Origin of the sequence: Paraburkholderia fungorum, assembly GCF_046027215.1 — a bacterium.
In the GTDB taxonomy this organism is placed as follows: domain Bacteria; phylum Pseudomonadota; class Gammaproteobacteria; order Burkholderiales; family Burkholderiaceae; genus Paraburkholderia; species Paraburkholderia fungorum_D.
Genome location: NZ_JAQQEN010000001.1, coordinates 1,955,634 through 1,982,211, shown reverse-complemented (window position 1 = coordinate 1,982,211; position 26,578 = coordinate 1,955,634). Strand labels below are relative to the sequence as shown.

Genomic DNA, 26,578 nt, shown 5'->3' with positions numbered 1-26,578 from the left:
TGCAATGCAGTTCATCAAGCAGCAAGCCCGTTAGTTTAGCGCATCCTTCAGAGCTTTGCCAGGCCTAAATTTAGGAACCTTTGCTGCCTTGATTTTGATCGCGGCGCCGGTGCGCGGATTGCGTCCCGTGCGTGCAGTGCGTTTGCCGACCGCGAACGTGCCGAAGCCGACCAGCGTCACCGAACCGCCCTTCTTCAACGTACCTTTGACGCCACCGATCACGGCATCGAGCGCACGACCTGCCGCGGCCTTCGAAATGTCGGCTTGTTGTGCGATGTGATCGATCAATTCCGTTTTATTCATTCCAACCCCCGAGAATGTTATGGCAATCGTGACGGCGCTCTATAGCGCCTGGCATCACGCGGCCGGCGGGCAACGCCGAGCCGAGTAATTAGAATTGGCCGAAAGCCTTGTGTCAAGCGGGGTTGAGCCTGATTCGAGCAGTTTTAGAGCGCGCTTCTCATGACTAAATCTTGCAGCCCTTCGATACGGAGATAGCCCATTGGCATTCGTGGATGCCAATTGCTCAAAAGTTAGGATAGCACCTCTTCCGGGAGCGTCTTGACGCACCCTTGACGCATTCTCGCGCGCACCAATGAAAAACCCGCGGACGAGGCCGCGGGTTTCTATCCAGCACGCTGCTTTCGCTGCTGCCTGCTTCAGTGTTTCACGACCTCAGTAGCAGCGGCGTCTTTGCCCGGCTCGGCCGCAACCGGCGCAGCAGGCTTCGGCTCTTCTTCAGGCAAGGCTGCGGGCACACGTTCGAGCGCCAATTCGAGCACCTTGTCGATCCAGCGGACCGGCACGATTTCGATTGCGTTCTTCACGTTATCCGGAATCTCCGTCAAGTCCTTGACGTTTTCTTCCGGAATCAGCACCAGCTTGATACCGCCGCGATGTGCCGCCAGCAGTTTTTCCTTCAGGCCGCCAATCGGCAGAACTTCGCCACGCAAAGTGATTTCGCCCGTCATTGCGACGTCGGCGCGCACCGGAATACCGGTCAACACCGACACCAACGCGGTCGTCATCGCGATACCGGCGGACGGACCATCCTTCGGCGTCGCGCCTTCCGGCACGTGGATGTGAATGTCCTGCTTTTCGAACGCTTCGTCCTTGACGCCCAGACGACGCGAACGCGAACGGACCACCGAGCGTGCTGCTTCGACGGATTCCTTCATCACGTCGCCCAGCGAACCCGTGCGGATCACGTTGCCCTTACCCGGCATCACCGCGGCTTCGATCGTCAGCAGATCGCCGCCGACTTCCGTCCACGCGAGACCCGTGACCTGGCCAACCTGATTTTCTTTCGCGGCCAGACCGAAGTCGTACTTGCGCACGCCGAGGAAGGTGTCGATATTGCTGCCGTCGACCTTCACAGCGCCTTCCGCCTTTTTCAGCAGAAGCATCTTCACGACCTTGCGGCAGATCTTCGAAATTTCACGCTCGAGCGAACGAACACCCGCTTCACGCGTGTAGTAACGAATGATGTCGCGGATCGCAGTTTCCGCGACCTCGACCTCGCCATCCTTAAGGCCGTTGTTCTTCTTCTGCTTGGGCAAAAGATAACGTTGCGCGATGCTGACCTTCTCGTCTTCCGTATAACCCGACAGACGGATCACTTCCATCCGGTCGAGCAACGGCGGCGGAATGTTCAGCGAGTTCGACGTCGCCACGAACATCACGTCCGAGAGATCGAAATCGACTTCGACGTAGTGATCGGCGAACGTATGATTCTGTTCCGGGTCGAGCACTTCCAGCAAAGCCGAGGACGGATCGCCGCGGAAATCCTGCCCCATCTTGTCGACTTCGTCGAGCAGGAAGAGCGGATTGCGCACGCCGACCTTGGTCAGGCTTTGCAGAATCTTGCCGGGCATCGAACCGATATACGTGCGACGGTGACCGCGAATCTCGGCTTCGTCGCGCACGCCGCCGAGCGCCATGCGCACGAACTTGCGGTTCGTAGCGCGAGCGATCGACTGACCCAGCGACGTCTTACCGACACCCGGAGGCCCAACGAGGCACAGGATCGGCGCTTTCACCTTATCGACACGTTGCTGGACCGCGAGATACTCAAGAATGCGTTCCTTGACTTTCTCGAGACCGAAGTGGTCTTCATCGAGCACGCGCTCCGCATTCGAGAGGTCGTTATTGACCTTGCTCTTCTTGCGCCACGGCAAGCCGATCAGCGTATCGATGTAGTTGCGCACGACCGTTGCTTCAGCCGACATCGGCGACATCAGCTTGAGCTTCTTCAGCTCGGCGTCGGCCTTCTTCTTGGCTTCCTTCGGCATACGAGCGGCCGTGATGCGCTTCTCGAGTTCCTCGAGATCCGCACCCTCTTCGCCTTCGCCCAGTTCCTTCTGGATCGCCTTGACCTGTTCGTTCAGGTAGTACTCGCGCTGACTCTTTTCCATCTGGCGTTTGACACGCCCACGGATGCGCTTTTCGACCTGCAGGATGTCGATCTCCGCTTCGAGTTGCGCGAGCAGATGCTCGAGGCGCTCGATCACCGGGAACATCTCGAGGATGTGCTGCTTCTGGTCGAGCTTGAGCGGCAGATGCGCCGCGATTGTGTCGGCCAGACGCCCGGCTTCGTCGATACCCGACAGCGATGTCAGGATTTCCGGCGGGATCTTCTTGTTCAACTTCACATACTGGTCGAACTGCGACACGATCGCGCGGCGCAGCGCTTCAGTTTCAGCGCTGTCGGCGTGGTCGGGTTCGAGCGGCATGACTTCGCACGAAAACTGCGTTTCCTGTTCTTCGATGGAAAGCGTCTTGGCGCGCTGCAAGCCTTCGACGAGCACCTTGACGGTGCCATCGGGCAGCTTCAGCATCTGCAGGATGTTGGCGATACATCCTACTTCGTACATGTCCTTTTCGGTCGGCTCATCTTTCGCAGCCGTTTTCTGGGCGACGAGCATGATGTGCTTGCCGCCTTCCATCGCTGCTTCGAGAGCCTTGATCGACTTCGGGCGGCCTACGAAGAGCGGAATCACCATGTGCGGGAAGACGACTACGTCACGCAGCGGGAGCAGCGGGAGCGTAATGCGTTCCGGCGGAAGGAGTTGGGTTCCTGACATTTCATTTCCCCATGAGTGGAATCAGTTCGTTCGATAGGTGAGGCCAGCAGAAAAGATTGCAAGCCTCCGCGTGTGGGAAAAGTTCAGTGACTCCGAAGGTTCAGTGACTCCATAGTGAAAACTACCATCCTCAACCACACGATAAACGAAAAAAGCCGTTCACGTCGCCATGAACGGCTTTTTTGTGCAGAACCCGAAAGCCGATCAGTTCGAACCCGCGACTTTGGGCGCGTCTTCGTAGATCAGTAGCGGTTTGCCGTCGCCGTCAATCACGTTGTCGTCGATGATGACCTTGCTAACACCTTTCATCTGCGGCAGATCGTACATGACATCAAGCAACGCCTGTTCCAGGATGGAGCGCAGGCCGCGAGCGCCCGTCTTGCGACGGATCGCCTTACGTGCGACAGCCTGTAACGCAGCCGGGCGAATTTCAAGCTCGACGCGTTCCATATTGAACAGCTTGTGGTACTGCTTCACCAAAGCATTCTTCGGTTCGACGAGGATCTTCATCAACGCTACTTCGTCGAGCTTGCCGAGCGTAGCCACCACCGGCAGGCGGCCGATCAGTTCGGGAATCAGACCAAACTTGATCAGATCTTCCGGCTCCACTTCGCGCAGCACTTCGCCCGCGTCGCGGTCCTGCTTGCTCTTCACGCTCGCACCGAAGCCAATACCGGTTTTCTCGGTACGGTCGACGATAACTTTCTCGAGACCGTCAAACGCGCCACCGCAAATGAACAGAATATTGGTGGTGTCGACCTGGATGAAGTCCTGGTTCGGATGCTTGCGGCCACCCTGCGGCGGCACCGACGCCATCGTGCCTTCAACCAGCTTCAGCAAGGCCTGCTGCACGCCTTCGCCCGACACGTCACGGGTGATCGACGGGTTGTCGGACTTGCGGCTGATCTTGTCGATTTCGTCGATGTAGACGATCCCGCGCTGGGCCTTGTCAACTTCATAATTGCAATTCTGCAGCAGCTTCTGAATGATGTTTTCGACGTCTTCGCCGACATAGCCGGCTTCCGTCAGCGTCGTTGCATCGGCAATGACGAACGGGACGTTCAGAAGGCGCGCGAGCGTTTGCGCGAGCAAGGTCTTGCCGGAACCGGTCGGGCCGATCAGCAGGATGTTGCTCTTGGACAGCTCGATTTCATCCTTCTTGTCGAGATGCTTCAGGCGCTTGTAGTGGTTGTATACCGCAACAGCGAGAATCTTCTTCGCGCGTTCCTGACCAATCACGTACTGGTCGAGAATTTCACGGATTTCCTGCGGACTCGGCAGGTCGGACTTGGATAAGCCCGCCTCAATGCCCGCACCTGCAGCTTCATCTCGGATGATTTCGTTGCACAGATCGATGCATTCATCACAGATGAAGACCGACGGGCCGGCAATCAACTTTTTGACTTCATGCTGGCTCTTGCCGCAGAACGAGCAATACAACAGCTTTTCGCTGTTAGAACCTTTCTTGTCCGCCATAGATGTGTGAGCCTCCGGACACTCGATTACATGATACGCCGTTTGCCCCTGCCTCGCAGTTTGGGCGCGGCAGGACTTGAGCCAGGATAACGGCGTTTGCCGCAGGCGCTCGGACGGGTCTTGATTATTTCACAACCGGCTGGATGACGGTTTTGCCCCAATTCGGGGCAAAACCGCACCAGATCAAGGACGCTTGTGCGCGACCTGGTCAACCAGACCGTAAGCCTGCGCGTCATCGCCGGACATGAAGTTGTCGCGGTCGGTGTCGCGCGCGATACGCTCGACCGGCTGGCCCGTATGGTGCGCGAGCAGATGATTCAGGCGCTCCTTCAGGTACAGTATCTCGCGTGCCTGAATTTCGATGTCTGATGCCTGACCGCGCGCGCCGCCCAGCGGCTGGTGAATCATCACGCGCGAATTCGGCAGCGCAAAGCGCTTGCCTTTCGCGCCGGCTGCCAGCAGGAACGCACCCATGCTGGCCGCGAGACCCATGCACAACGTGGACACGTCCGGCTTGATGAACTGCATCGTATCGTAGATCGCCATCCCGGCAGAAACCGAACCGCCCGGGCTGTTAATGTAGAAACTGATGTCCTTGTCCGGGTTCTCGCTTTCGAGGAACAGCATCTGGGCGACGACGAGATTGGCCGTCTGGTCGTTCACCTCACCGACCAGGAACACGATGCGCTCTTTCAGCAGACGCGAATAGATGTCATACGAGCGCTCGCCCCGGCCGCTCGTTTCCACGACGATCGGCACCAGTCCGAGCGCCTGCGCTTCGAGATCCCGCGACGACTGGGAAGTCAACGTGTCCAGCATTTGGGCGCGAAAAGTCATGCAATGGATCCTTGTCTGGAAATATTCTAAATATTGGATGCTAGACAGGTGTGTACGACGAGCCCGTATTCAAGTGCGCAATCATGAGAAACGCGTTGCAGACCACTGCGCAAACGCGACGCACATTCACAGCACAAAAAAACGGCGTGCGGGCCGTCGCTCCGACAGCCGGCACGCCGTTGCAGCGACGCTTACGCTTGCGCCGTTGCGCTTGCCAGTTCTTCGAAGCTCACTTCCTTGTCCGTCACCTTGGCCTTGCTGAGGACGAAATCGACGACATTGGCTTCAACGACGTACGCTTCCATTTCGGCAAGACGTTGCTGGTTGGAATAATACCAGCGGACGACTTCCTTCGGGTCTTCATAGCTTTTCGCGAATTCGTCGACTTCGGCACGAATCTGCTCCGGCTTGGCTTGCAGCTCGTTGGCCTTGACCAGCTCGGCCAGCACGAGGCCCAGCTTCACGCGCCGCTCAGCCTGTTCCTTGAACATCTCAGCCGGGATCGGGGCGTCAGCTGCGTTCGGCACGCCACGTTGCTGCAGATCCTGACGGGCCATTTCGACGAGGCGCTGCTGATCCTGTTCGATCAGCGCGTTCGGCACGTCCAGTTCGGAAATCTTCAGCAGCGCGTCCATCACCTGGTTCTTGACGATGGCTTGCGTGCGGCGCTTTGCCTCGCGCTCGAGGTTATCTTTGATCTCCGCGCGCATCTTGACCAGATCGCCGTCTTCAATGCCGAGCGACTTGGCGAACTCGCCGTCGATTTCCGGCAGGTGCGGCCATTCGATCTTCTTCATCGTGATCGTGAATTGTGCCGTTTTACCTGCCACGTCCTTACCGTGGTAATCCTCAGGGAAGGCCAGATCGAATTCCTTCGATGCGCCAACCGCGAGGCCCAGCGCTGCCTTTTCGAATTCCGGCAGCATGCGGCCTTCGCCCAGCACGAACGCGAAGTCTTCTGCGCTGCCGCCCTGGAACACTTCACCGGCGATCTTGCCGACGAAGTCGACCGTTACGCGGTCGCCGTCTTTCGCTGCCGTGTCCGCACCGCCGTCACCATGCTCGCCGGCTTCGCCGCGAGCGTGGAAGTGCACGCGCTGCTTGCGCAGGATGTCCAGCGTGCGGTCGATTTCCGCTTCGCTGATGGTGGTCGTGGTGCGTTCGATTTCAGCCGTGGCGACGTCGCCCAGCTTCACTTCCGGATACACCTCGAACGTCGCGTCGAACGCGTAATCGTTTTCAGCAGCGTCGGCCTTCGGCGCGAAGCTCGGCTGACCGGCAACGCGCAGGTTTTCGGTGCGGCTGATGTCGAAAAATTCCTTGCCGACCTTGTCGCTCAGCACTTCGGCTTCCACCTGGCCCGAATACTGTTGCGTCACCATCTTGAGCGGCACCTTGCCCGGGCGGAAACCCGGCATGCGCACGTTCTTCGCGAGTTGACGGATACGCGAGTCTACTTCCTTCTGCACGGCATCCTTCGGCAGGGAAATCGTTACGCGGCGTTCGAGCTTGCCGAGGTTTTCAACAACGTTAGCCATGGCTTCAATCGTCCTAAAATTATTCGAGCGAATCAGTTATCTTCTCCGTGCCGCTTTTCGATATGGCGTTGACGTCGCTCAGTATCGATTGCGCGCCTGCGCCGCGGGCTTGCAGGCCGCCGGCAGCACGGTTGGGTCCAAAGAGCCGAATATTTTAGCAAACTATTTGCGCGCCTAGCCGGGATTCGATGATTGCGCGCGTTTTTATCGGCATTCGGGGCGCTTTCCATGCTGTTTTTGGACTGTTTGGCGCCTGTTTACCGCCTGTTTCGTGCTAGGTCCCCGCCCGTTCCGCCCTGCCTCGCACTGGCTTTCCGCCCGCTGTGCGCGCCGCGGATCGCACCGCCGCCCGCCCTGCGCCGCGCCTGCCGCGCTTTCCCGCTGACGATTCCGGCTATGCCGTTCGACATATTCAGTCCGCGCCGCCATGCTGATAAGCTAGTGGACGCGCTCGGGGCTGCGCCGCCTTTTCTCCGCCACACCGCCCTCGCAACGATTCCAACCATTCAGAGACACCATGCCGAATTCGCCGTCCTCGCCCGTCGTCGTCATTGCTCCCGATTCCTTCAAAGGTTCGCTCAGCGCGGAACAGGTCGCGCAGGCGATTGCGTCCGGCATCCAGCGCGCCCGGCCCGACGCTACCGTGCGCATCTGTCCGATGGCCGACGGTGGAGAAGGCACGCTCGACGCCATGCTCACGGGCGGCGGCGAACGCCGCAAGCTGACCGTGCGCGGCGCGGCCGGCCCGGTGCGCGAGGGGCTCACGGGCTTGCTCGCGGACGGCAGCGCGATCGTCGAAACGGCTGAAATCGTCGGCATCACCGATCCCATCGGCATGGGCGTGCCGGTTGAGGCGCGCAGCACACGCGGCATGGGCGAAGCGATTTGCGCGCTGCTCGACCTGGGCGCGCGGCGCTTTTTTGTCGCGCTCGGTGGCAGCAGTACGAACGACGCCGGCGCCGGCCTGCTCGCCGGCCTCGGCCTGAAACTTTTCGACGCGCAGGATAAGGAACTGGACGCCACGCCCGAACAGCTCGCGCGCGTGGCACGGCTCGACGTGTCGCAACTCGACGCGCGGCTGGCGGATGCCACGTTCGTCGGCATGTCCGATGTCGACAATCCGCTCACCGGTGAGCACGGCGCGACCGCCGTCTTCGGCCCGCAAAAAGGTGTGAAGCCGGAGCAGATCGCCACGATCGACGCCGCGCTGGCCCACTTTGCCGACCTGCTCGAGGCTGCGCTCGGCCGCACCGCGCGCGATCAACCAGGTGCGGGCGCGGCCGGCGGACTGGGCTTCGCGCTGCATATGCTGGGCGCGCAGTTCGAGCCGGGCGCGGAAACCGTTGCAAGGCAGATCGGTCTCGACGCGGCACTCGAAGGCGCGAACTGGCTGATCACGGGCGAAGGCCGCTCGGACGTGCAAACCTTGCATGGCAAGGCGCCCTTCATCGCCTGCCGTCATGCGCAGGCAGCGGGTGTGCCGGCCACGCTGCTGTCCGGCGCGGTGGACTCCGCGGCCCTGCCGCGCCTTGCCGAATACTTCAGCGGCTGCTTTTCGCCCGCGCCCGGCCCGATCACTCTCGAGGTCGCGATTCGCGATGCGGCGCGCTTGCTGGCCGACGAGGCCGAACAATTGACGCGCCTGAAATACGGCGCGCGTTGACCGGCGGAACGGTTGCGGCAACAATCAAAGCGCCACGACCGCTCCACTCAATACAATACGGGAAGACCATGAAGGCCTCCGCTAAAGCCGGACTCGAACAGTTCCTCACCTACCGTCTACATGTCCTGAACAAGCTGGCGGAGCGTGGCATCGGCGAGCGCTATCAGGCCAGGCTCGGCGTGACGTTGCCTGAGGCGCGCGTGATTGCATCAGTGGGATCGTTCGGACCATTTTCGATCATGGAACTGGCGCGGCATGCCAATCTCGACAAGAGCCAGGCGAGCCGCGCAGCCGAGGCCCTGATCAAGCAAGGGCTGGTGCAGCGCGAGCCCAGCGCGGAAGATGGCCGGGTCGTGCTGGTCTCACTGACCACGGAAGGCCGTGCGTTATATCGCAAAGTGATGCCGATCGCGCGCAAGTGGAACGGCGATCTGTTCGACTGCCTCGACGAACAGGAAAAACTCGCGTTCGGCCATGCGCTCGACAAGATCATCAATACGATGACGGAGCGCGAGGAATAAGCAACGCAGCGCGGGCAACGCGTCGCGCCCGCCTTGCCCGCCCGCGCCGAAATCACCCTCTGGCGCCGCCTCCGCCATGGTCTGGGTCGTCACCACCGGCCGTACCTGTATCGTCAGCCGCTGACGTGGCCGCTGCGCTCACCGCGCCGGATCCACCGGCCTCACCCACCGTCCTCTCGCCAGACCGAGCCTGACCGCCACGCGCCAGCCGCCAGGCGATCGCGCTGAGCGATCCGACCGCGAGCAGCAGCGCCGCCCACAACAGGTAGCGGCGCCTGGCATCCGGGTCTTTGCCCGCCGCCCGCGCGTCGGCATCTTCCGGCGAATCGGCAAGCGCTTCGCCAAGCCGCGCGCTCGCCGCAACCGCCGAAGCGCCCATCAGCAAGTCGGCGCGACTCACTGCCGACGACACCGCCCGCCCATCGCCCACTGCCAGCGTGAACGGCGCCGTGCCGCGCGCAACGAAGGTCAACATCGCCGGACGCCAACCCGCAGTCACAGTCAACGTGCCGCTACCCAAACCGCCGTTGCGCATGTCGACGACCACGCGCCATTGACTGTCCGTGTCGGCTCGCAGCTCGAGCGACGGATTGCTTTGCTCGACCGCGCCGTTGTGCAAGCGGAACAACGTCGCGCTCGCGACTTCGCGCCATGGCGCTTCCAGACCCGTGCGCGAATAGACGATCGCGGGGGCCACCGTATTCGGCTGCGGCAGGTTCAGCCTCAGACGGTCGACGGGATACGGGCCGCCGGTCGCGAAGAAGTACTCGCCGGCTTTCAGCCCCGCATGCGCGACGATGCCCTCGCGCCATTGCCGCTCGGTGTCCGCGCGTTGCGCATGGTCGGCGCTGACGGCCTGCACTTCCATGTCGATCGACTCGATGTATGGCGCGCCGTCGAGCCAGTGCAAGCGCACGTAACGCGCGCGCCGTCCATCCAGCGGGATGCGGTCCTGCGTGAGCGTGCTGCCGTTATAGGTGACCTTGAGCAGTTGCGCATCGCCGGCGGGTTGCCAGTTGCGCAAATCGTCGCTCGACTCGACAGTGACGCGCCCCTGGTAATTGTCATCGCGCACATGCACGAGCAGGGCCTCCACCCGGGCCGCTCCGCCTGCTACATGGCCGACGTCGACGAGGTCCGTGTCGTGTTGCGTGCGCTCCGGCGGCGCCGCGGTTGCGCGTAACGAGCCGTCTGCCCCAATCGTCACACCGAGCGGTGCGCCCGCACCACCATGCGCGGCCGGCGGCAACGGAAACCACCGCACCGATCGCAGCGTGGGGCGCATGCGCTCCGGTTCGCCCGGCGTATCGAGCGAATACGGCACAGGTTCGCCAGCACTGTTGAACACGCGAACGTCGCCGAGATCGTCGCGTTGGCTGGCCGCGTAAACCGCCGCCGGCAGCGACACGCTGTAATACGCGGCGCCGCTCTCGAGTTCGAGCGCAAAATGCTGCGCGAACGGGTCGGCCGCGGCAACCGGCGGCGCCCACGTGGACGCGATCGCAAGACACCAGGCCGTCACGATCAACAGACGCTTCATGACTCAGATTCCTGAACGACAAGTTTGGGCGGCAAGGGCGAGAAGTAGCCGATCAGCAGCAGCATCACGCCAATCCCGATGAACGACACGATCCGCTCGATCCCGCTTACGTGCGATAGATCGAACAGGAACAGCTTCACTATGGTCGCCGCCAGCAGAGCACCGCCGATGAACCAGAACACCCGGCTGGCCCGGCGCGTCGCCCAGATCATCACCGCCAGCGCGCAGAGCGTCCAGAATACCGATACCGACGCCTGGACGAGCATGGAGTGCGACATCTCGCCGAGCTGGTACGGCACGCCGGTCCAATGATGCAGCGTACGCAACAGCATCGCATTGAGCCAGATGAAGCCCGTCACGCCGGCCGCCACCTGCAACGGCAGCCGATATTCGCCGAGCGGCACGCCGAGATGGCTGATGTGCACGAGCCACAACGCCGCCAGCGCAAAGATCACCGCCTGAACCAGATCAAGGGGATTGAGCAACGGCAGACGCGCCCACGCGCCGCCGTCCTGGGTCAGGTTCGCATAGAACGTCCACACCCACATCACCAGCACGAGCGGCGTCGAGGCGATCGCGCATAGCCGCACGATGCTGTCGCGGCGCGCCAGCCACAATCCGGCGAAAGCAAACGCGCTCCAGCCGACGAGAAACACCTGCTGGAATGCGAACGACGACAGCACTGCATCGACATCGTACGCCGCATGAAAGTGCTGGTGCAGCGCGCGCAGCAGCAATGCGTTGAACCACAGGAAGAGCGTGGCGAGCACGGCGTAATCGAAAGCGCGAGGATGCCACTGCACGCCCAGGGCGCGCAGCCGCCGCAGCCACACGGCGCAGGCAATGAACACGAGTATTTGCGCGACATCGAGCGGATTGAGGATCGGCAGCCAGACGAGCGGCGCGGCGCTGCCGTCGCTCATTACGCTTGCGATACTCCATGCCCACAGCAATGCCGCCAGCGGCGCGGCGGCCCATACCTGGTACGCCTGCATGAAACGCGCAACCGGCCAGCGCAGGCGGTGTCCGGCGCCCGCCACCAGCAACAGCAGAGTACCGAAACCGTAGGCCCACGCGCTCCAGCTCCAGGCGCCTTCGGGCACATAGGCGCGCAGGCCCCAATAGCCGACGAGCGCGGCGAGGCCGCCGGCCGTCCAGAACATCAATGTGTGAAGCGGCGCAAGCACACGATCGCCGACGTCGCGCTGCTGACGCCACAGCAGCCCGTAGGCCGAGACGGCGACCATCGCGCATACCAGCCGGCCGTAACCGCTCACCGGCGCCATGCTCAACATGAACAGGCTCGCCGTGAGTAGCGCGAGAACCGGCACCAGCGCGAGTGCCGCCAGTTCGGCGAGCGGCCAACGCAGTTTGTGGCGCGCGCCGTGCGCGAGCCATGCGCTCAGAACCGCAAACAGCCCGACGGCCGCGATTTCGAAACGGTCGCGGTCATCAGCAAGATGGGCGTGCGCGTACGCGTCGATTTCGTGCAACCCACCCAGGGTCCACCACAGCAGTCCCCAGACTGCAGCGACCAGACCGATCTGCGGCATCCATGCATGCCATGCCCCCGCCTCGCTGCGGCCATGCAGGCGCCATGCCGTGAAGATGCCGGCAAGCGCGATCAGCACGGCGGCGATGCAGGGGCCATTCAGAACCGGCAAGACGTGTCCATAATCACTCTGCTCCATCGTGCCGGCAACGAATGCGCAGGCTGCGGCCAGTTGCATCAGCAAGCCGAAACCGGACGCGATCAGGCGCCGCTGACGCACACCGAGCCAGCTGATCGCGGCACCTTCGATAGCCCACGTCGCACTCGTGGTCGGCCCCGTGAAAGCAAGCGGCACGGCTAGCGTCGCGAAGATCACCGCGAGTGCCAGCATGGCCTCGAACAGCATGCCGAGGCGCTCACGGCGCCGCGCGAGCCACCCCGCAATCGCGAGGTAAAACGCCGCCAGCGCCACCGCGCTCCACGCGAGGCCGAATGCGGTGCCCTTCATCAAGGCGGCCTGCAAACCGATCGTCACCAGCGGCGTACCGAATACCAGCGTGCCGTCGACGTAATGCTTCAGCGCCAGTTCGCGGCGCAGCGCATAAAGCAGCGCGATGCCGACATACGTCAGGAAGAACAGAATCAGGAACGGCTCAGTGCTGGCGAACAGGTCGGGGCGATAGGCCGTCACGCCCCACGCAGCGCCGATCGAAAACGTGAATACGAAGCCCAGCAGATTGAGCGGACGCCACGCCTTGAACCACGCAATCGCAAGGATGCCGGCATTGAGCAACGCGTAATAACTGAACAGCATCACGTGACTGCCGCCGCCGGTCGACAGCAGCAAGGGCGCGAGAAAGCCGCCCGCGCTGCCCATGAAGGCTAGCGACGACGCATTCTGCCGCACCGCGAGAAACGCGCTCAACGCGCAGATCGCGATCATCAGCGGCAATGCCGCTCCTGTCGGCAGCAGATGGTAAAGCCGGGTGGCGGCGAACACCGTCAGATAGAGCGCGCCGACGCCGCCGCCCTGCAGGATCAGGCCGTACGCGCCGCGACGCTCGCCGATGCGCCAGCCGAGCGCGAGCAGGACGGTCGAGGCAAGCGCGACGCCGGTGAGGCGGTATTCGATCGGCAGCAGGCTGTTGTCGGCTGCGTATTTGAGCAGGAACGCGATGCCGAAGAACAGCACGATGATACCGACCCGCACGACCGTGTTCCCGCCGATCAGCCAGGCGCGCGCGGCTTTGAAGAGGCGTTCAGCCAGACCCGGGCCGCTCGGCGGCGGGGGCGGCATGTGCCGTGGCGGCTCGGCGAGCGCAGGCGGAATCGCGTGTGGACGAGGTTCGGCGACAAGTGGCTGTAACGTCGGCGCGCGAGACTCGTTGTCCGCGCCAGCTGTTTCGTCATGCGATGTGCCGGCTGTGTCGCCACGCAGTTGCCTGATTTCCCCACGCAACAGGACGATCTCGCGCTCGAGCCGTTCGACGCGCGCGGCCAGTTCGCCGGGTGGATGCCCGCTTTCGGCTGTAACGGCGGCTGGTCTGGATGCCGTCCGGTCAGCTGCGCGGTCAGATCGTTTCTTCAGCACGCGTGCCAGTGCAAAACCGGCGAACCCGCCCAACACCGCGCCGGAACCGATCGACAGGTCGTTCGACAACGCGGCCACCATGCCGATCACCGCACCGAGCATCACCCAGATCACGCTCATCGCATCCCTCTTATTGTCTTGTGCATCGAGATCCGCCTGGTCGCACGGATGATTACGCCTGTAGCGCGGGTATTAAGGCGAAAATCGGCGGGCAGAACACCATGTTATCCACGGCGGCCGAATCCGCGAAACCGTGAGGCAATGGCCCCTACCCTCGCCGCGCGGCGACACGCCAGACATGTCAAAATTCGGATCGGCCACCGAGCCGTCAATCCCCACATTTCACCCAAGGAAGTTTCAGTGGACATCAACAAACAGGTTGCGGCCCTCACCGCCTCGGAACTCCAGACTGCCGGCGCGAGCCAGGCGACGGCGATCGCCGTCAGCGTGCTGCTGCGGCATCTGCGCTCGCCGGAACTGGCGAAACTGCTGTCGTCGGCATTCGAAAATCATCAGGCGGTCATGCTGCAAACCCCGTGGCCGGAGCCGATGCTGCAAGCCTTCGACTCGACCCGCCGCTTCCTCGAAGGCGCCGCGCACGCCGAGCTGCCGGGCACCGAAGCGCAAACGCCGGGTGCCTGAACGCCGCCGGGCACGCCGCACAAAGCAATGCCCGAAGCAGCGCCAGAAACAAAAACCCCCGTTAGTCCGGAAGACTTAACGGGGTTCTCTGCTACAGATAAATGATGCGAGGAAGGGGTGCAACTAGGCCTTTGCGCCCAGTTCCCGCAGCCGCTGACCGGCCATCAGGTTTCGCTCGATGTGCTCCAGTGAGACTCCGCGAGTCTCGGGTACGAAGAGGTAAACCACGCAGGCAAAAATAATATTCAGCAATGCGTACAGAATGAAAGTGTGGGACTCACCAATCGAGGATAGCAGGCTGAGGAACGTCGCAGCCACGATCATATTCGCAGCCCAGTTGACGAAAGTCGATATCGCGATTCCGAAGTCACGGCCTTGCATCGGCTGGATCTCCGAACACAGGATCCACACAAGCGGCCCGGCAGACATCGCGAAACCTGCGATGAAAACGAGAAGCATGGCAACAGCAAGCATCTGCGAAGCGCCTCCTGCAATTCCGGCGTGTAGCAACCAGCCAAGCGTTCCCATCCCCAAGGCCATCGTGGCGCAGCCCACATACAGAATGGGCTTGCGGCCCCAGCGGTCGACCAGTCCAATGGCTCCGAAGGTTGCGAGGACATTGACGAGGCCCACGATTACCGTGCACCAGAGCTGCTGTTCGTGCGTTGCAAAACCGGCCAGGCCAAAGATGCGCGGCGCGTAGTACATGACGACATTAATGCCAGTGAGCTGCTGCAAAATCTGAAGGGTCGCGCCAAGCGCAATCGAGCGACGAAAGTTCGCGCTGGTGCGAAACAGCTTCCAGCCTTGAGCCGGTTGCGCAAGCTGCGCGTTGATTTCCCGAACCTCAGCGTCGGCTTCTTCTGCGGAGCCAAGCAGGCGCTGCAATACGGCTCGCGCCTCTTTCTCGCCCTTGCGCTGCAGCAGCCAGCGCGGGCTGTCCGGCAGTGCCAGCACGCCAAGCAGGAACAGTACGGCGGGGATCGCAATCACCCCGAGCATCCAGCGCCAGCTACCGATGTAGCTCAGCCCGATATTGGAGAGAAAAGCCCCCAGGATACCTACGGTGATCATCAGCTGATAGGCCGAGATCATCGCACCACGTATCTGCCTCGGCGCAATTTCCGAAAGATAGAGGGGTGCCGTGAATGAAGCCACGCCCACCGCGAGCCCGAGGAGCAGTCGCGCGCCGATGATGCTCTCCGGGCTCCCGGCAAGCGCGGACCAGACGGAGCCCGCGACAAACATCACCGCAGCCAAGCCCAGTGAATAGCGACGACCCATCCGCCACGACAACCAGCCTGCCCCCACGGCGCCGAATGCGGCTCCCACCATCATCGAGCTGACAATCCATTCCTGAAGCGTGTCGCCAAGCGCGTATTCCTTGGCGATAAACGGTAGCGCGCCTGAGATTACACCGATGTCCAGACCAAACAGCAGCCCGGCCAGCGCGGCCATCACGCAGACAAAGAACCCGTACCGCCGGGAGGATGGGACATTTAAAGTGACAGCGCTCATTGCGTCTCCTAAAACTTGAGCAGGAATATTTTCAGGGCGTAGCCAACGGAATGGCTGCGTACCCGGCCTGGGTTGCCATGGGGGCGAGCGTCTCCCGCGACGCCCGCAAGGCGTGTGCGATCAGCGAGGGGTCCGGCCGGTGCCGCCGTAACGGGCGCAGGTCCGGATACAGGGAGGACGTGGCTTGATCAACGATCTCGATCAATGGGTCGCGTGAACTCTACGAATCGCGTTGACCGAATCATGCTGGAAAAGAATGAGGCGAAGATGAGCGGCTCGCTGGGATCGGTTGATCAACGTCACACGCTAAAATCGAGGCCGGCGCCCTGCAGGCGCGCATGCCCCCGTCAATCCCAAACTTCATACCATGGCCCGCATTCAGTTGCAGTTTCCCGACGACCAGTTTTACTATTCGACGCATCTCACGGTGCGCGTCACCGATATCAACGGTGCGAACCACCTCGCGAACGATTCAATGATCTCGATGATTTCCGAGGCCCGCGCACGCTTCCTGTTCGACGCCGGCATCGAGGACATGAAGGAGATGCACACGAGTATCATCGTCACCGATCTCGCCACGACCTATCGCGCTGAGGCCTACGCGCGCGACCAATTGTGCTTCGATGTCGGCATGATGGATTTCAACAAGTATGGCGGCGACATCATCTTCCGCATCACGCGGCCGGCAGATGGCGCGTTTATCGCGATGGCGAAATCGGGTTTCGTGTTTTTCAACTACGACACGAAAAAGGTCGTGCCGATGCCAACGGCGTTCCGCGGCAAGTTTCCGAGCGTCAACGCCGTCGACGGCGATTAGCGGCGTTGCGTTCGTGTCCAGAGGTTTGGTGGCGGGATCGGACCCGAGCTGCCCTTCAGAGCGCAGCGACCCCGGCGTCCGCTTTCGAAGCCTTAGCGCTGATCGTACTGGTCATGAAGTTAGTTCTTCGTGTCCCGGGTTTCGATGACTACCACACAGGGCGATCGGTCGATGACGTCTCCGCTGGTCGACGGATTGGCCCAGCGACTGAGCCGTGACAAATGGTGATGTCCCATCACGATGATCTCCGCATTCAGCCGCCGGGCCTGTTCGATGACGACGTCGGCCGGAGGATTTCCCCCACAGAGGTGCTTTTCCACCGTCAGATTCCGGTCGTCAAGCTGTGCGGCCGCGGTAGCCAGAACAGATTGTGCGAAAGATGTCTGCGCCTCTGCGAACGGGTAGGTCAGGCCATCGGCCGTGATACCGCTTCCGTCACTGTGAGGCAACAAGTAGGATGGATCGACAACGCATAAAAGGTGCACGGTTGCCGCGCCCGGCGTCGCCATACGGCTGGCCAGTTCGATAACGCGCACACTCTGGGGTGAGCCGTCCAGCGGAACGAGGAGGATATTGAACATGGCGGGAGATGAGGTCATAAGCGGTATGTGACGAACAGACTATCCGGCCTCTACCAGGCCCGTTTGCGCCCATTTGGATGCTTGCCGCAGCCCGCTCAATTCATGAAGATATCAAGCGGCAACACCGCCGAAACAATCACATTAGGAACATCGACGATCTGACCAATACGCAGATCGACCGCCGCCGCAGCGATTGCGTAGGCCTGCTCGCGTGTGACGCCCTTGTTGGCCACCATCCAATCGATAATCCGGATGAGCGCATCGCGGGTAGCCAGGGTCAAATCTTCAGACAGATTGGTCAGTGCCGCGACCTTGGGGCTATCGAGATACGCGAGATGGAGCGGGACGTAGCCGGCTTCCTTCACGGGCATGCCGGTAACGGCGTGGAAGCGGCTCGGTTCGGTGTTCTTGAGTTGCGACCCTCCTTCGATTTGCGGAAAACGCATCGCCTTGCCCGCGCCCTTGCGAAGTTCACATCGCAAAGTGACGCGCGCTGCCATTTCGATCGCCGAGCCGCAGACCTCCCCGTCGCCCTGCGCGAAATGGATATCGCCGGTCCACAGGCCAGCGCCTTCATAGAGCACCGGAAACAGGATGGTCGTGCCTATCTGCATCGCCTTCACGTCCATATTGCCGCCGTTTTCGCGCGGCGGAACGGTGCGAAGTCCTTCGGCGGCCCATGGCGAGCCAGGACCGAACAGCGACGCCGGTAACGCACGTTCGGGATCGGGCATCAACACAAACCCACCCGCGGCGGCAAGCGCACCTTCACGCTCGAGCGCAGCCGCCACTTCCTCTTTGCCAGGCAGCACACCGATCGAGCCGGGAAAGCCGCACATCGGGATGCGTACCCCTGGTATCTGGTCGGAGACGGCGGCCAGCCGATCGAGTTTCCAGTGGGCAATAAACGGCCCGGGGATCAGGTCGCGCAGAAAACCAAAGCCTGGCACGACGACCGTGTAGCCATACGGCCCCGGATCGATATCCACGATAGTCACGGCAAGCGCATCGCCGCGCTCAGCGCCTTCGATATGGACCGGCCCCGTCATCGGATGGACGCGGTTCAGGTCGCAAGCGGGAACCTGGTCAGAAGTCGTGGTCCAGTCGAACTGGTTGTCGAATGCGTCGCGCGTCTCGAATACGACATAGTCACCCGGGGCAGCGCGCGCCACGGGTTCGAGCGCGTAATGAAGCCGGTTGAAGCAGGCCGGATCGGCAACGGCGGTAGCCCCACTTCTCTTGATCTCACAGGTTTTCGCCATTTCGTTCTCCCTCCGCAGGCGTGGCAATGGTCGGGCCGCACTGTTGCGCCATCGACTCCTTTAGCCAACCGACAGGCGTCGAAGGCCGACGCGTTTCCTTGCTTCCCAGTTTAGGCGGGAAATTCAGTACTGGAGACGAAATGACTCGTGCGCAAAGCCGCAGCTGTTTCGATACGTGTCGAGCGTCAACACGAGCGGGCTTCCAGCCAATATTTTCCCTGACGGAATTGATTCTCTGAATTATTCGTTGACGCGAACCACGGTTCAATAATTAACTACGGTCCCCACCAGTAGCGGGCAGGGTGAACTGAAAAATCGCGCCCTGCCCAGGCAGGCGAAGTCATGCCCGCCTAACCTTCTGCATCAAAAAGTCGACCAGATCCCGCTGTACGGTATCGAGCACGTCGCCTGCGCCGATCAGCGCAAGTTCCGTTGGCGGCAGTGGTGGCATATCGGAGCAGATTCGATGCTCAGGTAAAACCGCCGACTTCGGTAACACCGAGATCGCCAATCCTGCGGCAACGGCAGCCTGAATCCCAGTGAGACTTTGACTGCCGAATGCTACCCGCCATGCGCGCTTTGCCTTGTCGAGGCTGCGAATCGCGCGCTTCCGGTAGATGCATCCTTCCGGGAATAGCGCAAGCGCGAAAGGCTCATCCGAATCCAGTTTCGGCGAAACGGCGTCCCGACCGCGCACCCAGACCAGTGCCTCTGGCCACGATGCGAAGCACTCGCCACTGTCAGGTTCACGTTTGACGAGGGCAATATCAATTTCGCCGGCGGAAAGCTTCTGTTGTAAAACTGCGCTCATGCCCGCCAACGTTTCGAGTCGTGCGTCCGGACGGATTTTCAGAAAGCCGGAAAGCATCGCCGACATACGTCGCGCGTCGAAGTCTTCCGGCACGCCTATCCGCACCGGCGAAAGCCGCACATCTCGCCGGAGCGCCTCCCGCGCCTCCTGAGATATAGCCAGTAACCTGCGCGCGTACTGTGTGAGCAATACGCCATGCTCGGTGGCACTCACATGGCTGCCGGTGCGGTCTCGTAGAAGCAATGGCCGGCCAACGGATTCCTCAAGCTTGCGCACCTGTTGGCTCACTGTCGATTGCGTGCGATGTACGCGTTCGCCGGCGCGGGTGAAACTGCCTTCATCGACGACGCAAACCAGCGTCTTCAATAGTTCGAGGTCAAACATGATTCGTCATTTACCTTTCCACTAAGAATCAGAGATTTATTTAATTTTCCAATATAGAGCATTCAGCCTATCCTGCAAACATCTTCCTCTACGAAACGGAGTCAATGATGTCACTGAAGGGTACGCAGCAGCCAAAATGGCTGACTTTTGACTGCTATGGCACGCTCATCCAATGGGACGAAGGTTTGCTTGCTGCAGTGAAAGAGATTCTGAGCAATCGTGGCGCGACTGAAGTCGACGCGCCCAGGTTCATCGAGGTGTATGACCGGCATGAACACGCGCTCGAACAGACGCCACCGCACCGCTCCTTCCGGGAAGTCTCGGGCCAGGGGCTACGTCTTGCGCTAAAGGAGTTTGGGCTCGATGGCAGCGAAAACGACTCCACCGTGCTCACCTCGCGAATTTCGGCGATGCCGCCGTTTCCCGAAGTCGTCGACACGTTAGGGAAACTGAAGGCGATGGGGTATCGCCTTTGCATCGTGTCGAATACCGACGACGACATCATTGCTGGCAACGTCGCACAGCTAGGCGGTCATATTGATCGCGTGGTGACCGCGCAGCAGGCCGGCGCATACAAGCCCGCACGACGCCTGTTCGAGTACGCTCACGAACTGCTCGATGTATCGAAGGACGATGTCGTGCATATCTGTGCCAGCCCGCATCTTGACCACGCCGCGGCACGAGACATCCGATTCCGGTGTGTCTGGATAGATCGCGGTACGGGTCGGAAGCTTCTGCCTGATTACACCCCTGATGCCACGCTAAAGACGTTGGACGAAGTGCCACAGCTTTTCGCGACGGTTGGCTGGTAGTCGTTTCGCTGAATTCGTGCGGCGGTGCCCCGATCCATGGGCCCGCCGCAGCCTCGGTCGACGAATACACGCAATCAGCGCAGTTGATGATCGCGCGATCGACCTGTACGCACGAAACGAGCGGATTCTCGCCGCTCGTTCCCTGTTCCTGAGGTTTTTGCGGAGCTCTAGCGGATTGGATTGAGGGCGTCGCCTGACACCTTGTAGACCGTCACCGGCGCGTCGACCCACTCACCAGTCTTGTCGAAAGCCACTCTTCCAACCAGGGTCGAGAATTGCGTCTGCTTAAGCAACGGCACGAACTTCTCAGGATCGGTTGATTTCGCGGCCTTAATGGCTTGCGCCACAACCATGGTTGCCGAGTAGAAAGCCGGCGAGTAGATATCGTTCTTTGCGCCGAACTTCTCTTCATATCGGCTTGCAAAATCAGCACCGCCCTGCAATGTGGCCAGCGGCGCACCGCCTTGAGCGCAGTACCCTCGGCCGTTCAGTGATCCTGCAGCGAGCTTCGGCATGTCGATGGAGCAGATGCCGTCGCCGCCGAGAATCGGAATCTCAAGCCCTAACTGTTTGGTCTGTCGTCCGATCGAAGCAGCCTGCGCGTAGTAGCCGCCATAGAAAATGACGTCCGGACGTTCGGCTTTGATGTGAGTCAGGATCGCGTTGAAATCGGTGGCCTTGTCGTTCGAATACTCTCGCCCGACAATCTCGACACCGTTCTTCTTCGCCGTGGCGACGAAGACATCCGCGACTCCCGAGCCGTATGCGGTGCGATCGTCGATCACCGCCGCGCGCTTCGCGTGAAGCACGTTCGCGGCGTATTCGGCCATGCGTGCGCCCATCACGTTGTCGCTGGCGGCGAGACGAAACACATACTCAAAATTCTGCTGGGTGATGGCCGGGTTCGATGCCGCGCCAGTGATCATCGGGATGTGCGCATTGTTATAAATGCGCGATGCGGGAATCGTCACCCCGGAGTTGTAGTGGCCTATGACAGCTTTCACACCTGAATCAACCAGTTTCTGGGCGACGGATACGCCGGTCTTCGGATCCGCTGCATCGTCCTCCGACACCACGGCGAACGTAACAGGCTGGCCGTTGATGATCATCGGCTTGCGGTTCAGGTCTTCGACCGCGAGTCGGACACCTCGCTCATCGTCCTTGCCAAAATTCGACTGCCCGCCCGTCAACGGACCCGCAACGCCTACCTTGACGACTTCCGCTTGCACGGTCATGCAGATCGTGGATAGCAATGCAGCGAACAAGGTCGAAGTCTTAACACCGTCCATGAATCTTTCTCCTCGCAGTGATCGATTGGTAACCGGTTCTCGCATCATGTGATCCGATATCCGCGTTCAGTTCTATGGAACGCCCGCGCTCCCAGAAGTCTGCGTATTCTTTTTGTTCAAATTTCCCCGCGACATGCACACTGCCCGACACGCACCCCTACCTGTGCAGTGGGCAAGACCTGCACAGTTGCACTGGTGTTTGACTGGAGCGGGATTGCGCCGGCGGGATAGAGACGACGGCTGGTTTCGCAGACGGGCAACATCGCCGCAACCGGAAACAGGAAGGTGACTACGAGGAGGGTTCAGCCGAGTTTGTCGGCGCACGCATACGGACGCCTATGCGCTATCGAGATGATCTGGAGGTCAGAAGAAGTAAACACGGCAGTGGCTGGCAACCAATGCCGTTCCGCAGGACGCTACTGTGAGGCGGAAACGCTAACGTGCAACGGATTCCGCTAAAAAAGAAAAAAGCCGGTCGAAGTTGCTATGTGCCACGTTGAATCGCAACCAGCCAGTCCTGACGTGTCCGCCGTAAAACAGATGTCCCGGCGCAAGCAGGATGCGCTCGTCCAAGGCACGTTCGGCCAATTCCGCGGAATCCAGTTCGACGCCTGCCGGCCTCGCCCATACGAACATGCCAGCGCGGGGCTCGCAAAAGATCTCAAACCCAATTGCTTCGAGCCGACGACAGACCCGTTCCTGAGCGGTGGCGAGACGCTCTCTCAACTGTTCCGTCTGTTTGCGAAAATGCCCTTCTGCCAGTATCGCGCTCACCAGCCGTTCCGTGACGGTTGGCGTCGACATACCCGACACCAGCTTCTGATAGAGCAGACCCTCGAGTATCCCAGCCTCGGCGACCACGAAACCGACGCGCAAACCCGCACCTATTGTTTTGGAGAAACTGCCGATGTAAATGACGTGTTTCAGTTGATCCATCGATGCCAGCGTCACGTGCGAATCCTGGACCAGACCGGCGGAAACATCGTCTTCTACGATCATGCAGTTGTGGCGTTCCGCAGCTTTCAGCAATTTGAAGGCCGCCGCAGAGCTGTAACTCGCTCCGGTGGGATTATGGAGCCGGCTATTCGTGAAGTAGACTTTCGGACGGCGCGTTTCGAGAACCGTCTCCAGGACGGAGATGTCGGGTCCGGTCGGTGTCATCGGTATCCCGATGCTTTCGACCTCACGCAACCGCAAGGCAACGAGCAGGTCGCTATAGCACGGCTCATCAACCATGACCGTGTCGCCCGGTTGAGTGAACTGGCGTATGACAAGGTCCAGCGATTGATTCGCGCCAAGGGTCGTCAGCACGCCGCCGGCATCCACTTCTATTTCATAGTCCGACAGCTGTCGGGCTATCTGTTCCCGCAATGGTTCGTAACCCTTCGCGTGCCCATAACCCAGCAGACTTTCAGGCTGCAATGCGAGTTGTCTGAGCGCCCGCGCGAGACCATCGCTGTCGAACCATGGCTCAGGAAGCCAACCGGCTCCCGCGTAAACCGCGCCTTCATTCGCGCCGAGAAAGTTTCGCAATAGCCAGCCATTGGTCATTCTCTCATCGAGCTTTTCGGCGACCTTCTGCGGCGCGTGATGGCTCCGGTCAGAGACATAAAAGCCCGATCCGCGCCGCGCTTCCAGTACACCCTGCGCTACCAGCCGGTCGTAGGCCTCGACGACGGTGAAGGTCGACACGCCGTGCGCTCCGGCAAATGCACGGATGCTCGGCACGCGCGCGCCAGGTCTCCAGCGCTTTTCCACAACCTCATTCATCACCCCGGCCACGATCTGTACGGTAAGCGGCGTATCCGATTGGGAATCCAGCGTCAAAACGGGTTTCATCGTGGCGGCACAAGGGGAAGAACTCGGACGGACAACTGAAAAGGTGTAGAGGTGCCAGGCCCTCTACAGCTATCTCACGATCCCGCCAAGTGTACATGTATCTGTGCAGGTCGTTTGCCTAAATTGATAGCCATCCCGCCCGAGTCTCCCTGTGGCGATAACTCTCACCCGCTTTCCTCAGCATGAACAAGATACGAAATGCAAACGCGATCCTCTCGCAAGGTGACTCGTCCTCCAGGCGAGTGGTGCTCGAGATTGCCGACCGGACACTCGAGCGCCTGGACAGCTACCGGCGGATCAGAAACATCATGCGCATGGAAGGCAACGTGTTGCATGTTGGAACCCGCTCATGGGATCTATCGCTGAAGCGCAACGTGTACCTGATCGGCGCCGGCAAGGCCTGCAACCACATGGCCATGGCCGTGGATCACGTGTTGGGAGACTTCCTGACGCAGGGGATCGCCATCGTCAAGATCACGGAGGAAACAGATCGATTCAACAGGACCGAGGTCTTCGTTGGTGGACACCCGCTACCCAATGAAGACGGCTACCGCGCATCCAGGAAGATTATCGAACTCGTCGATCAGGCTGGGCCCGAGGACCTGTTCATTGCCGTGATCAGCGGCGGCAGTTCAGCGCTCATGTCATGTCCGATCGATGGCATTACCTTGCAGGACGAGATCGATACGACCGACGTGCTGCTGAAATCCGGCGCGGGCATTTACGAAATCAACGCCGTGCGTCGTCACATTTCAGCCTTGAACGGCGGGATGCTGGCGAAGCGCATTCAGGATGTAGGGGCCGAACTGATTGGTTTCGGTATCAGTGACGCGGTCGGCTCACCCGCCACGGGCGATATCGCCGTACCCTATTCGGCATACAAAAGCACACCGATCGGCCCCGACATGACGACGTTGGACGACGCGCGCGCGACGATCATCAATCGCCATGTCGCTGACCGGCTACCTGCAAGCGTTGTCGATTATCTGATGAATGCAGGCCCTGAAGCGGAAACGCCCAAAGCGTTTCCCGACAACACCTATTTCCTGCTCAACACGCTGCCGGATTCCTGCATCTACGCCAAGGAAATCTGCGAGGAAATGGGCCTTCCGGCCATGATCGTTTCGTCCTTCCTCGAAGGCGAAAGCCGCGACGCCGGCACTTTCTTCGCTTCGATGGCGCGAGAAATCCAGACATACGGCAACCCGGTCAAGCCGCCTTGCGTGCTGCTCAGTTCCGGCGAGGTGACGACGCTCATCGACGACAACAGCGTCATCAAGGGTCACGGTGGCCCAGGCCAGGAAATGGCCGTGAGTTTTGCCATCGCGGCCGCGAGGACCAAGGGCGCGTGCCTTTTGTCGATCGATAGCGAAGGCACGGATGGCACAGCGAATGTAGCCGGTGGCATTACCGATTCCACCAGTTTCAAGGCCGCAGCCGACAAAGGAATCAGTCTGTATCAGGTGCTTCGTGAGCACAGTTGCTTCGAGGCACTCGATTCGATTAGCTCGACTGTTTTTACAGGCAACACGGGCACCAACCTGTGCGACCTGAACATTCTTTATATTCCTGAGCCGAAGGCGGGTGAATAACATGGAAGACAGGATCGCATCTATCCGGGCACAGCAGATCATCGACTGCAAATGCCGCCCCGCCGTCGAAGTCGAGATACGCACGGAAAGCGGTGCAATCGGTCTGGGCGCAGCGCCCACTGGCACCTCGGTTGGCATGCACGAGTCATTTGTCCTGCGGGACAACGACCCGTCGAGCTACAAAGGGCTCAGCGTTCATCGAGCCGTCGCCAATGCGGTCAACGTCATAGGCCCGGCGCTCATTGGCATGAACGTGTTCGACCAGCGAGCCATCGACAAAAAAATGATCGCTCTCGATGGCACGCCTGACAAGAGGCGTCTGGGCGGCAATACGATCTACTCGGTATCCGTTGCGGCTTTCCGCGCTGCGGCTGCCGCGCTCTCGATGCCTCTTTATAAGCACATCGCGGGTGGCGACATCCGGACCGTGCCCGTCCCCTGCTTCAACCTGATCAACGGCGGCCGATACGATGGGCTGACGCAGGCTTTCAATGAATTTCTGATTGTTCCCTACGGCACTGATCGCGTCGATTCTTCCATTGAGATGGCGGTCTCCGTGTTCCAGAAACTCGCCGACGTGCTCACGGACTACCTTGGGCATAAGCCACAGGTTGCCAGTTCCTACGGATATGCCGCGCCATCGGACGACCCCGAAACGATTCTGGCACTGATGCAAAAAGCCGTTGACGAGTGCGGCTATACAGGCCGAATTGCCTTCGCGCTCGATTGCGCTTCGAGCGAGATGTACAACAAGGAGACCAATACCTATTTGCTTAAAGGCGAATGGGTATCGTCCGACGAACTCATCGCCTATGCCGGGTTCCTGAGCGAAACGTTTCCCCTTGTTTTTATCGAAGATCTGCTCGACGAGAACGACTGGCACGGCTACATCAAAGCGGTTCGCGAACTCAACCGCACGATCGTTCTTGGCGACGACCTGACCGTGACCAACCCGGCCTTGCTCAGGAAAGCTTACGAACTCCAGGCCGTGAATGGTTTCGTACTGAAGCCCAATCAGGTCGGCACGATCACCGAGGCGCTGGATGCCTATCGATTTGCAGAAGAACACGGAATGATCGCGGTGCCGTCAGGCCGCTCCGGTGGCGTCGTGGATGACGTCGTAATGGACTTCTCGGTCGGGCTCCAGGTTCCGTTTCAAAAGAACGGCGCGCCGCGTTCCGGAGAACGCATTGAAAAGCTGAACTTCCTGATGCGCGCCAATGCACGCAGCCCCGGTTGCCGCCTCTATGACATCTCGCCACTTCTTCGGTTTTGACGCGCGTTTCTGAT

The 26,578-nt window shown here is 60.6% G+C and carries 20 protein-coding genes; 7 read left to right on the top strand and 13 right to left on the bottom strand.

The features are described from left to right. Window positions 1-30: 30 nt before the first annotated feature. From PQR27_RS08790 to tig, 5 genes are all read right to left on the bottom strand, one after another. On the bottom strand, window positions 31-303 hold the full coding sequence (locus PQR27_RS08790) for an HU family DNA-binding protein (RefSeq protein WP_007585907.1): 273 nt from the start codon (window positions 301-303) through the stop codon (window positions 31-33). Window positions 304-659: 356 nt separating this feature from the next. Continuing rightward, complete coding sequence (gene lon / locus PQR27_RS08785) at window positions 660-3,083, bottom strand: endopeptidase La (protein WP_408523241.1); 2,424 nt, start codon at window positions 3,081-3,083, stop codon at window positions 660-662. 204 nt (window positions 3,084-3,287) lie between these two features. Continuing rightward, the gene (gene clpX / locus PQR27_RS08780) at window positions 3,288-4,559 is read right to left on the bottom strand and encodes an ATP-dependent Clp protease ATP-binding subunit ClpX (RefSeq protein ID WP_007182009.1); all 1,272 of its coding nucleotides are present in this window, start codon (window positions 4,557-4,559) and stop codon (window positions 3,288-3,290) included. 183 nt (window positions 4,560-4,742) lie between these two features. Continuing rightward, a complete protein-coding gene (gene clpP, locus PQR27_RS08775; RefSeq protein ID WP_007182010.1) occupies window positions 4,743-5,396 on the bottom strand; it encodes an ATP-dependent Clp endopeptidase proteolytic subunit ClpP in 654 nt (217 codons plus the stop codon). A 191-nt stretch (window positions 5,397-5,587) separates the two neighbouring features. Beyond that, window positions 5,588-6,934, bottom strand: coding sequence for a trigger factor (tig, locus tag PQR27_RS08770; RefSeq protein ID WP_408523239.1), 1,347 nt, complete (start codon window positions 6,932-6,934; stop codon window positions 5,588-5,590). Between the two features lie 517 nt (window positions 6,935-7,451). On the opposite strand from tig, the gene PQR27_RS08765 reads away from it, so the two are divergent. Together PQR27_RS08765 and PQR27_RS08760 are read left to right on the top strand one after the other, a co-directional pair. Then, window positions 7,452-8,597 (top strand): glycerate kinase, encoded by a 1,146-nt coding sequence (locus PQR27_RS08765; RefSeq protein ID WP_408523238.1) that lies wholly within the window; start codon window positions 7,452-7,454, stop codon window positions 8,595-8,597. A 68-nt stretch (window positions 8,598-8,665) separates the two neighbouring features. Beyond that, window positions 8,666-9,118 carry a MarR family winged helix-turn-helix transcriptional regulator gene (locus PQR27_RS08760; protein WP_408523237.1) on the top strand — a complete coding sequence of 151 codons (453 nt, stop codon included), beginning with the start codon at window positions 8,666-8,668 and terminating at the stop codon, window positions 9,116-9,118. 52 nt (window positions 9,119-9,170) lie between these two features. Here the strand turns inward: PQR27_RS08760 and PQR27_RS08755 are convergent, their stop codons facing one another. Together PQR27_RS08755 and PQR27_RS08750 are read right to left on the bottom strand one after the other, a co-directional pair. Then, on the bottom strand, window positions 9,171-10,658 hold the full coding sequence (locus PQR27_RS08755; protein ID WP_408523236.1) for a DUF3999 domain-containing protein: 1,488 nt from the start codon (window positions 10,656-10,658) through the stop codon (window positions 9,171-9,173). Then, window positions 10,655-13,861, bottom strand: a complete 3,207-nt coding sequence (locus tag PQR27_RS08750; protein WP_408523235.1) for a DUF2339 domain-containing protein — start codon at window positions 13,859-13,861, stop codon at window positions 10,655-10,657. The genes PQR27_RS08755 and PQR27_RS08750 overlap by 4 nt, the downstream gene beginning before the upstream one ends. A gap of 240 nt (window positions 13,862-14,101) precedes the next feature. Here PQR27_RS08750 and PQR27_RS08745 point away from each other — a divergent pair, with 240 nt between their 5' ends. Next, window positions 14,102-14,383 carry a hypothetical protein gene (locus tag PQR27_RS08745; RefSeq protein ID WP_408523234.1) on the top strand — a complete coding sequence of 94 codons (282 nt, stop codon included), beginning with the start codon at window positions 14,102-14,104 and terminating at the stop codon, window positions 14,381-14,383. 123 nt (window positions 14,384-14,506) lie between these two features. Here the strand turns inward: PQR27_RS08745 and PQR27_RS08740 are convergent, their stop codons facing one another. After that, entirely contained in the window at window positions 14,507-15,901 is a 1,395-nt protein-coding gene (locus PQR27_RS08740; protein WP_408523233.1) for a sugar porter family MFS transporter, read from the bottom strand. Window positions 15,902-16,268: 367 nt separating this feature from the next. Here PQR27_RS08740 and PQR27_RS08735 point away from each other — a divergent pair, with 367 nt between their 5' ends. Next, a complete protein-coding gene (locus PQR27_RS08735; RefSeq protein WP_408523232.1) occupies window positions 16,269-16,718 on the top strand; it encodes a thioesterase family protein in 450 nt (149 codons plus the stop codon). A gap of 119 nt (window positions 16,719-16,837) precedes the next feature. Here PQR27_RS08735 and PQR27_RS08730 read toward each other — a convergent pair whose 3' ends face one another. From PQR27_RS08730 to PQR27_RS08720, 3 genes are all read right to left on the bottom strand, one after another. Then, window positions 16,838-17,299, bottom strand: coding sequence for a universal stress protein (locus PQR27_RS08730; protein WP_408523230.1), 462 nt, complete (start codon window positions 17,297-17,299; stop codon window positions 16,838-16,840). A gap of 95 nt (window positions 17,300-17,394) precedes the next feature. Then, a complete protein-coding gene (locus PQR27_RS08725) occupies window positions 17,395-18,561 on the bottom strand; it encodes an acetamidase/formamidase family protein (protein WP_408523229.1) in 1,167 nt (388 codons plus the stop codon). A 340-nt stretch (window positions 18,562-18,901) separates the two neighbouring features. Continuing rightward, on the bottom strand, window positions 18,902-19,756 hold the full coding sequence (locus PQR27_RS08720) for a LysR substrate-binding domain-containing protein (protein WP_408523228.1): 855 nt from the start codon (window positions 19,754-19,756) through the stop codon (window positions 18,902-18,904). Window positions 19,757-19,863: 107 nt separating this feature from the next. On the opposite strand from PQR27_RS08720, the gene PQR27_RS08715 reads away from it, so the two are divergent. Beyond that, entirely contained in the window at window positions 19,864-20,568 is a 705-nt protein-coding gene (locus PQR27_RS08715; RefSeq protein WP_408525443.1) for a haloacid dehalogenase type II, read from the top strand. Between the two features lie 167 nt (window positions 20,569-20,735). On the opposite strand, the gene PQR27_RS08710 is transcribed toward PQR27_RS08715, so the two are convergent. Both PQR27_RS08710 and PQR27_RS08705 read right to left on the bottom strand, forming a co-directional pair. After that, window positions 20,736-21,857 (bottom strand): branched-chain amino acid ABC transporter substrate-binding protein, encoded by a 1,122-nt coding sequence (locus PQR27_RS08710; protein ID WP_408523227.1) that lies wholly within the window; start codon window positions 21,855-21,857, stop codon window positions 20,736-20,738. Between the two features lie 435 nt (window positions 21,858-22,292). After that, window positions 22,293-23,696 (bottom strand): aminotransferase-like domain-containing protein, encoded by a 1,404-nt coding sequence (locus PQR27_RS08705; RefSeq protein WP_408523225.1) that lies wholly within the window; start codon window positions 23,694-23,696, stop codon window positions 22,293-22,295. Between the two features lie 182 nt (window positions 23,697-23,878). Here PQR27_RS08705 and PQR27_RS08700 point away from each other — a divergent pair, with 182 nt between their 5' ends. Continuing rightward, on the top strand, window positions 23,879-25,288 hold the full coding sequence (locus PQR27_RS08700) for a glycerate kinase type-2 family protein (protein WP_408523223.1): 1,410 nt from the start codon (window positions 23,879-23,881) through the stop codon (window positions 25,286-25,288). 1 nt (window position 25,289) lies between these two features. Beyond that, complete coding sequence (gene eno, locus PQR27_RS08695) at window positions 25,290-26,564, top strand: phosphopyruvate hydratase (protein WP_408523221.1); 1,275 nt, start codon at window positions 25,290-25,292, stop codon at window positions 26,562-26,564. The last annotated feature ends 14 nt before the right edge of the window (window positions 26,565-26,578 follow it).

Bases quoted from the DNA above. Each gene is read 5' to 3' on its own strand.
- PQR27_RS08710 (WP_408523227.1), bottom strand. From the start codon at position 21,857: ATGGACGGTGTTAAGACTTCGACCTTGTTCGCTGCATTGCTATCCACG.
- clpP (WP_007182010.1), bottom strand. From the start codon at position 5,396: ATGACTTTTCGCGCCCAAATGCTGGACACGTTGACTTCCCAGTCGTCG.
- PQR27_RS08715 (WP_408525443.1), top strand. From the start codon at position 19,864: ATGTCACTGAAGGGTACGCAGCAGCCAAAATGGCTGACTTTTGACTGC.
- eno (WP_408523221.1), top strand. From the start codon at position 25,290: ATGGAAGACAGGATCGCATCTATCCGGGCACAGCAGATCATCGACTGC.
- PQR27_RS08755 (WP_408523236.1), bottom strand. From the start codon at position 10,658: ATGAAGCGTCTGTTGATCGTGACGGCCTGGTGTCTTGCGATCGCGTCC.
- PQR27_RS08735 (WP_408523232.1), top strand. From the start codon at position 16,269: ATGGCCCGCATTCAGTTGCAGTTTCCCGACGACCAGTTTTACTATTCG.
- PQR27_RS08725 (WP_408523229.1), bottom strand. From the start codon at position 18,561: ATGGCGAAAACCTGTGAGATCAAGAGAAGTGGGGCTACCGCCGTTGCC.
- PQR27_RS08750 (WP_408523235.1), bottom strand. From the start codon at position 13,861: ATGAGCGTGATCTGGGTGATGCTCGGTGCGGTGATCGGCATGGTGGCC.
- PQR27_RS08740 (WP_408523233.1), bottom strand. From the start codon at position 15,901: ATGAGCGCTGTCACTTTAAATGTCCCATCCTCCCGGCGGTACGGGTTC.
- PQR27_RS08790 (WP_007585907.1), bottom strand. From the start codon at position 303: ATGAATAAAACGGAATTGATCGATCACATCGCACAACAAGCCGACATT.
- tig (WP_408523239.1), bottom strand. From the start codon at position 6,934: ATGGCTAACGTTGTTGAAAACCTCGGCAAGCTCGAACGCCGCGTAACG.
- PQR27_RS08720 (WP_408523228.1), bottom strand. From the start codon at position 19,756: ATGTTTGACCTCGAACTATTGAAGACGCTGGTTTGCGTCGTCGATGAA.
- clpX (WP_007182009.1), bottom strand. From the start codon at position 4,559: ATGGCGGACAAGAAAGGTTCTAACAGCGAAAAGCTGTTGTATTGCTCG.
- PQR27_RS08705 (WP_408523225.1), bottom strand. From the start codon at position 23,696: ATGAAACCCGTTTTGACGCTGGATTCCCAATCGGATACGCCGCTTACC.
- PQR27_RS08700 (WP_408523223.1), top strand. From the start codon at position 23,879: ATGAACAAGATACGAAATGCAAACGCGATCCTCTCGCAAGGTGACTCG.
- PQR27_RS08765 (WP_408523238.1), top strand. From the start codon at position 7,452: ATGCCGAATTCGCCGTCCTCGCCCGTCGTCGTCATTGCTCCCGATTCC.
- PQR27_RS08760 (WP_408523237.1), top strand. From the start codon at position 8,666: ATGAAGGCCTCCGCTAAAGCCGGACTCGAACAGTTCCTCACCTACCGT.
- lon (WP_408523241.1), bottom strand. From the start codon at position 3,083: ATGTCAGGAACCCAACTCCTTCCGCCGGAACGCATTACGCTCCCGCTG.
- PQR27_RS08730 (WP_408523230.1), bottom strand. From the start codon at position 17,299: ATGTTCAATATCCTCCTCGTTCCGCTGGACGGCTCACCCCAGAGTGTG.